The 7,534-nt window shown below is 37.8% G+C and carries 8 protein-coding genes; 3 read left to right on the forward strand and 5 right to left on the reverse strand.

The window, feature by feature from the left end; genetic code table 11:
- Positions 1-189: 189 nt before the first annotated feature.
- The 3 genes from UC75_RS09965 (at position 190) to UC75_RS09975 (ending at position 3,129) form a co-directional block, all read left to right on the forward strand.
- A complete protein-coding gene (locus tag UC75_RS09965; protein WP_049837490.1) occupies positions 190-990 on the forward strand; it encodes a GNAT family N-acetyltransferase in 801 nt (266 codons plus the stop codon).
- A gap of 123 nt (positions 991-1,113) precedes the next feature.
- Positions 1,114-2,016, forward strand: a complete 903-nt coding sequence (locus UC75_RS09970; RefSeq protein WP_002052189.1) for a helix-turn-helix domain-containing protein — start codon at positions 1,114-1,116, stop codon at positions 2,014-2,016.
- 111 nt (positions 2,017-2,127) lie between these two features.
- Positions 2,128-3,129, forward strand: a complete 1,002-nt coding sequence (locus UC75_RS09975; RefSeq protein WP_049837491.1) for an aldo/keto reductase — start codon at positions 2,128-2,130, stop codon at positions 3,127-3,129.
- Positions 3,130-3,174: 45 nt separating this feature from the next.
- On the opposite strand, the gene UC75_RS09980 is transcribed toward UC75_RS09975, so the two are convergent.
- The 5 genes from UC75_RS09980 to UC75_RS10000 form a co-directional block, all read right to left on the reverse strand.
- Complete coding sequence (locus UC75_RS09980) at positions 3,175-3,567, reverse strand: hypothetical protein (protein ID WP_035332186.1); 393 nt, start codon at positions 3,565-3,567, stop codon at positions 3,175-3,177.
- Positions 3,568-3,588: 21 nt separating this feature from the next.
- Positions 3,589-4,332 carry a hypothetical protein gene (locus UC75_RS09985; protein WP_049837492.1) on the reverse strand — a complete coding sequence of 248 codons (744 nt, stop codon included), beginning with the start codon at positions 4,330-4,332 and terminating at the stop codon, positions 3,589-3,591.
- Positions 4,333-4,487: 155 nt separating this feature from the next.
- Positions 4,488-5,684, reverse strand: a complete 1,197-nt coding sequence (locus UC75_RS09990) for an ATP-grasp domain-containing protein (protein ID WP_049837493.1) — start codon at positions 5,682-5,684, stop codon at positions 4,488-4,490.
- Positions 5,681-6,892, reverse strand: a complete 1,212-nt coding sequence (locus tag UC75_RS09995; protein ID WP_049837494.1) for an ATP-grasp domain-containing protein — start codon at positions 6,890-6,892, stop codon at positions 5,681-5,683. Before UC75_RS09995 ends, UC75_RS09990 begins: the two co-directional genes overlap by 4 nt.
- A 14-nt stretch (positions 6,893-6,906) precedes the next feature.
- Positions 6,907-7,534, reverse strand: a 628-nt coding sequence (locus UC75_RS10000; protein ID WP_228137252.1) for an FAD-binding oxidoreductase, incomplete at its 5' end; no start/stop codon positions are given.

The following is a 7,534-nucleotide window of genomic DNA, read 5'->3' on the forward strand; positions in this document are numbered from 1 at the left end:
GATAATCCGCACGTTTTTGAGTGTCAATGTAAGCTTGAATAGAAATTGGTTAAATAATTATTGTTGTTTATTCAATTAGATATTTAAGCTAAACAGTCATTCAACTTAAATTTAAAGATATCATGATAATAATAAAAATGTAGGATAGTGAATTATGATTGAGTTCATCATTTGAATAGGTAATTAATAATGATAATAAAGGGATCTCCCACCAGTTCAGAAGAATACCAACTTATCTTTCAGTGGCTTGATGATCGATTTTATTATTCTATTGGGGTGATGGTCTTTCTTGCTCAAACACAAGCGACCAATGCTGAGTGGCAACTCTTACGTTTGTATAACCCACAAAACGCCGAGCAACTTTTAGGAGTCGCGGTCATTCTTGTTGGGGGCACATGTTTTTGGGTTCCATCAGAGGCATCATCTGGTTCATTACTCTGTACCTCCATTTTAGAGCTTCAACCGCGTCGGATTGTAACGACCGCAATCGGGCGAGACTTATTACATGCCGAGATAAAACAAAAAGGACGTATTTTACGAGAGTATGATCAATGGATCATGGTTTGCTCACGCCAATTTTCTGAAGCTCAAGGGCGCTTGGCTGAACTCTCGGACATTGCCCGTCTTAACGAATATCAGCATCAATACAATAATGAACGCTCAGTAAATGAAACACCTGATTGGGCATCTCTAATTCAACAAGAAAAAATTATTGTACTTGAAGCAGATCAACAAATCGTTTCGATAGTGCGTTTAGGCATAGAAACCGATCGACTCGTTTCTATTGGCGGCACATATACCTTCCCTGCTTATCGCCGAAAAGGTTTTGCCGAACGCATCTTAAAATTTGCAATTAATCGGATTGTTGCAACTGGACGGATTGCCCACTTAATTGTCGACGTTGATAACACCCCAGCGGTTACGCTTTATCGCCAAATGGGCTTCGAATGTGTAGAGTCTTCTTACATTGCTTACCCAGAGTATTTATAAAAATTTATTCATTTCCAAAACTGTTTAAATGAACCGATTGATCACGCTATAAATAAAAGCTACAGTAAATAAAGTTTGAATTTTATAACTTTAAATAAATTGATAACGCATGCAGGCAAAGACATGGAAACCATACATGATTTTTATCGCCGCTTTTCTTTAACCAGAGATAGCGATTACTCGGTTCCATCGACTTCGTTTGGACATTTTAACGTGTTCCAACGCGATGCCTGCTCGTTTCTCACACCTTATAGCCGCCGCGATTATTATAAAATTTCATTGGTTTTAGGTACAGGCGAACTTCACTACGCCAACCGCTGGATTCGGGTAGACCGCCCTGCTTTGCTGTTTTCAAACCCGATGGTGCCATATGCATGGGAAATTAATTCGCCCGAACAAGCAGGCTGGTTTTGCCTATTTACCGAAGAATTTGTAAACCAAGAATCAAGACAAAGCTTTTTAAAAGACTCTCCATTGTTTAAAGTCGACGGCGATCCGTTATATTTTTTAAATGATCAACAAGTTGAAGAAATTTCATTTATTTTCAAAAAGATGATGACTGAAATAAATTCAGACTATATTCATAAATACAACGTTTTAAGAAACTATTTGCACCTGATTGTGCATGAAGCTATGAAAATGCAACCAACCCAACAGTTTGAAAAACATAGTAATGCTGCAGTTCGGATTTGCCATTTATTCTTTGAATTATTAGAACGCCAGTTCCCAATCGACTCACCCCATTTTCAGCTAAAACTCAAAACCGCAAATGACTATGCCTATGGTCTGTCGGTGCATGTAAACCATTTAAACCGCGCTGTAAAAGAAGCCACAGGCAAAACCACATCCGAGCATATTAGTTCGCGCATTACTCAAGAAGCCAAAGCATTGCTACAACATACCAGTTGGAATATTTCTGAAATAGCTTATAGCTTAGGCTTTGAATATTCAGCGTATTTCACCAACTTCTTTAAGAAAAATACGGGTTTTTCACCTAAAAAATTCCGCGAAGACTGTGTGGCCTAAAAACAGATTGTTTGAATTTTATAATTATTGGTTTGAATGTTATACGTCAGTTTGAGCCAAAGCATTTTATAGTTTTTCTACTCAAGTGATTTTGCAAAAAGAGTGTGAAAAATGAAATATAGAACTTTAGGACAAACAGGCGAAAAAGTATCAGCACTTGGTTTAGGTTGCATGGGAATGAGCTTTGCCTATGGTGCATCAGACGACACACAAAGCATTGCCACTCTAGAAAAGGCATTAGACCTCGGCATTAACTTTTGGGACACCGCCGACATGTACGGCAACGGCGCAAACGAAGTTTTGCTCTCAAAAGTTTTAGAAAAACATCGCGACAAAGTGTTCTTGGCGACCAAATTTGGCTTTCGCTATAAAGAAGATAACCTTAACCCACAAAACTCTTTAGAGTCTTATATCGACGGTTCTCCAGAGTGGATTAAAATTGCGATCGAAAACAGTTTAAGACGCTTAAATACAGACGTAATTGATTTGTATTATGCGCACCGTATAGACCCGAACATTCCAGTTGAAGACACGATTGGCGCAATGGCCGACTTGGTCAAACAAGGTAAAGTTCGTTATTTAGGACTCAGTGAGGCATCGGCTGAAACCATTCGTAAAGCGCATGCGATTCACCCGATTGCAGCGGTTCAACATGAATATTCATTGCTTACTCGTGAACTGGAAGATACTCACTTTCAAACTATTCGCGAGTTAGGTATTAGCCTTGTGCCGTATTCACCGCTATCGCGTGGTTTAATTACCAATACGCTTGATGTGAGCAGCCTAGACGAAAGTGATTTCCGTCGCCAGTTACCACGTTATCAAGGCGACAATTGGAAGAATAACCAAAGCTTGGCGCAAGCATTTAGCGACTTTGCCCACAGCAAAAATGCAACAGCAGCTCAACTGGCTTTGGCTTGGATTTTGGCGCAAGGTGAAGACATTATTCCAATTCCGGGTACGCGTAAAATCGAACGTCTTGTGGAAAATGCAGGTGCTGTTGACCTTCATTTAACAGCGGCAGATTTAGCAGAAATTGAAGCGATTATTGCGAGATACCCTAACATGGGCGCACGCTATAACGCTCAGCAACTTGCTGCGGTCAATCACTAAAATATAAGCCATAAAAAAGTCCGACTCAGTGTCGGACTTTTTTATTTAGTCTTTACTATATGTGCCCTGTTGGCGTCCACCTTCCCAAATCGCATCTAATGATTTGTCAGAAATCGTTAGGCTTTCAGGAAAAATACTTAAATCCTTTTTAAATTTAGCCTCTGGTTTTAAACCAATACAGTCACCGTTTTTCCACCATGTACCTTCGGCATATTGGTCTAAAGCACCTACAGCAAGCATCCATTTAAACTTGCCATCTGGCTGAAGTAAAAGTTCTGAACCAACTTCCATCACGCCATTTAAATAATAGTGCCCACTCCACGCCTCATCGGCTTTTTGGAATTTCACCTCTTTGCATGTGCTAGTTGGCTCGGCGTAAATTTGAGATGAAATGGCAATCGTAGAAACGAGTAGCAACCGTGCAAATTTATTCATCATTCAATTCCCTTTTTTTTAGTTTTATTTCCCAGACTCAACTTTTAAATAAGTGCCATCTGCATAAACGTTATGTCCAAAGCCACAGCCAGAATTACCTTCGTTTTGTTTGGCTTGAATATAATTTCCTAATTTCGCGTTGGTTTTAAAGTCGAGTTGAATGCGACAGTCTTGATCTTTATAGACGATTTGCTTTTTACCACTCGGCATTGTAGTGCCAAACTCACCCATGTTTGGGCCGTAAATTAAGCTTCTAAGGCCCATATATAAACCAGCATAGCTGATTGCATATTGACCCTTCTCACGACTTACCGTGATGTGGTCCCACTCACCAAAACCTGAGTAACGCACATATTCACCTGACAAATCATTTGAGACCTTAGGTGCAGGTAACTGCTGAAGATTAAACTGACTAGATTTTGATTTTTCATCAAGCATAAACCATGCTCTGGCCCAAAGTGGCTGACCCAATTTGGCATAGGCTAAGCCCACATTATTGTTGGCAACCTCAATATCTCGGTCGGTAAATTTAACTGTGGTTTCATCTTCATTGGCTTTACAAAAAGCAGTCCAAGAGGCTTGGTTTTGGAAATTTTCGAGCGCCTTTTTATATTGTTTTTGGTCGTAGTTTTTCTTACCTAAGCTCGCGTATTGCTTCACTTTATTACAGCCTTGCTGTAGCTCTTGTTCAAAAGAAAGCTCTGCATGCGTGATCGCCAAAGCTGAAAGTGTAAGAACCGCGCAACCTGAAATAATAGATTTAATCATTTTTAAAATTCTTTAATAATTAACTAATTATATAATATGAGTAAGTTTTATAAATCACAATTATTTGAAACAAAAGTCCCTTATAATGCTATTTAAAAAGGCCTGAACATTTTAAGTCCAAGCCTTTTGATTTTTAGAATTTAGCCAAATCTTAACTAAGAAGATTCACTCAGACTCAAATTAGAATGATGATTTTGAGAAATTGCGCTTTGCAAAATTTTCATACTATTTTTAATCGCATTTTCGACCTGTATTTGGCTATCTCCCATAAAGTGAATTTTTGCAGGGATATTTTCATAACTAAAATTGTTATGGTCGCCACTTTCCTGAATCAATTGATAGGTAATAGTTTCATTTTCTAACGCTTTAATCCCATTAAATAAAAAGCCTGAACTATAAGGATTAGGCATCATCAGAAAACCCGTAATTTTCGTATTCACTGGCTCTTGTGGAATTTTCATGGCTGCCTTAATCCACATTTCATATAAGTCGACTGACTCATTGCGTAATGTGATGAATGGAATTTCTCCACCGCCTACTCGTCCACCAACTTCTAAAAAGACCAACTCGCCCTTAGATTCAATGAATTCAAGATGAATCGCCTGATCTTTTAATTTTAAGAATTTACATACGTCTAAAGTAAATTTTTCTACTTTGTTAATAAATTCAGAATTATCAATTGTTACAGAGCCTAATGGCGCACCATTTCTGAAGTCTAAACAGGTATTAATATATTTTGAGACTTTAAAGTAAGGCATTTTATTGTCTGAAATAATCGCATCGACATGATAGATATCCCCTTCAACAAATTCTTCTACTTCATAGCCCGCATATGAAGATAAACGAGGAATATCGGCCAACTCACTAATTTTAATTACCCCTTCAGAAGCCGCGCCTACCTGAGGTTTTAAAATAATCGCTGAGCCAATTTCCAGCAAAAACTTTTCAATATCTTGGTATGAAGACACTTCCGAATATTTAGGGTAACGCACAGTCGAATGAGCTAAAGCATCTTTCATTTTTTTCTTGTTACGGCACAACAAGTTGTCTTCGACAGTTGCACCCACAATATTCAATTCAGTTCGAATGCGAGCCGCAGCGTCGAGGTCATATTCTGAGATGGCAATAACGTAATCTATAGGTTTTTTCTTATAGATTTTTTTAGCCTGATCGAGAACCTCTTCTTCATTTAACTGCTCTAACCCAGCTATGCAGTAACAGTTTGAAGAAGTGATATAACGCATCGTTTCTGTTAATGAAATATAAGACACATGCACGGCATCGTGATCTATATATTTATTATAATCAGACAGTTCATCGTCATATCTATTGATGATTAATACATGTTTCATATGACTTTCACCTGCTCATGTATATGTTTGACTAAACTACGAATCTTATCTTCGCTTTCGGAACGGAAAATAAAGTAGCCTAATCGTGAGGTCCAATCATGGTTGCACGCCAGTTCATCGTTTGTTTCATAGTAGAAGTGATGATGTACACATTCAGGTGCTTCTAACAGTTGATCTAAACCACTAAAACCTTTGAACAGACGGTGATTACCTTGGGGCATAAAGGCAATTGCAGAAACCAGATTTTTTTCTATTGAAGGTGAATATGGTAGGTCTAAGTATTCGCTCAGTACCGCTTGAGCAAGGTCAAAATTAGTCGCCAATTTAATTAACTCAACAATATTGTCGCCCGGTAAACGTGCTGCTAACTCGATTGCGACTGCTTTTCCTTGAGGTGTAACTCGCAGTTCTAAGTGAAAAGGCCCTATATTTAGCTCTAAGGTTCGAATGACTTTTTCGGCATAGTCAAAAACATGTGCAGAAAACTGGCGGTCATATTGATTACCTACAATATGTCCAATTTCGACAAAGTAAGGTTCTGGCCCTAATAGTTTTTCTGTCAGTGAAGCAAAGGTTATTTTTCCATCTGTATGGATAATTCCTTCAACACTGTATTCTTTACCTACGATGTATTCTTCAACAATTAAATCACCACTTGCATAGAAACCAATATCGTTGGGCTTAGCTTTCCAGATCGCTTCAACTGTTGTTAAAAGTTCCTCAAAATCTGCAACTTTTTTAACAGACATACTGCCCGCCATATCAACTGGCTTTACTACAGCAGGAAACTTAAAACCTAGAGGTAAGTCAATTTCTTTGCCCTGTGAAATCAAGGCATATTTAATATCGCTTAAACCCGACTTGGTTAGCTTGTCACGAAATTTAAATTTATTTCGAACTGTTTGAGCTGCCATATATTCAAGAGAGTTTTTGGCAAATGAGTTACCGAGTTGGGCAGCCATAGGTACTGCATATTCAACACCGGGTAAAATGGCTTTTATGGTCTTTAACTCAACAATTTTAGAGAGTTGACTATGAAAATCACTGGTATCTATTTTTATTATTTCTTTTGCTTTTTGGCGCATTGTTCCATCAATGCTGCACTCTCCTTCATCAGTAGAAAAAACATATAAATCTATCCCTAATTCTTGAGCGGCATTTAAATAAGTGACGCCTGAAGAAATAGGTTCTATAACTACTACTGTCATTGTTACAGTCTCCGTTAGGGACCAAAACTTTCTAACTCACACAGAGGCTGATTTAAAATTTTATTAATTATTGGGGTAGAACCAACACCCACTGTTAACTCGTGAGAGTCCAAATAATTTGAAAAATCAAATCCATTATTTGTCCACGTACAAAACGGGATATTTATAATATTGACCTTAGCATCAACTTGTTCTCGAAAAACATTGAAGCAATGTTGATGATAATCACTTAAAACTGACCGATTAATCGCATAGATATTTACTTTAGAAATAGGATTTTTTCGGATGAGATCTAATCCACGAGTAAGTGCAGCTCCCATGCCGCTTCCACCGCTTACAATATTGAGCGTAGAAATATCTTTCTCGTATTCAGGTTCTATATGATTATTTAGGTTGTATTCTAATTGATCACCAATCGCTAGCTTTTCAAATAAGTTAGAAAATATTCCATTTGGTCTTAATTTTATGTGCAAAACAAAAAAATCATAATTTTTTACACCCAGTGAAACTACAGAGTAACTTCGAATTAAAGGCTCTGATGGGTGTTTGATATTCACAATTGCTTTAGAGCTAAAGAACGTCCTTTTAATTTTAAATGTGAGCTCAACAATATTTTCAGCAAGAAAACTTCTACTAACAAGT

The organism is Acinetobacter sp. V2, assembly GCF_001188385.1.
Taxonomy (GTDB): Bacteria; Pseudomonadota; Gammaproteobacteria; order Pseudomonadales; family Moraxellaceae; genus Acinetobacter; species Acinetobacter oleivorans.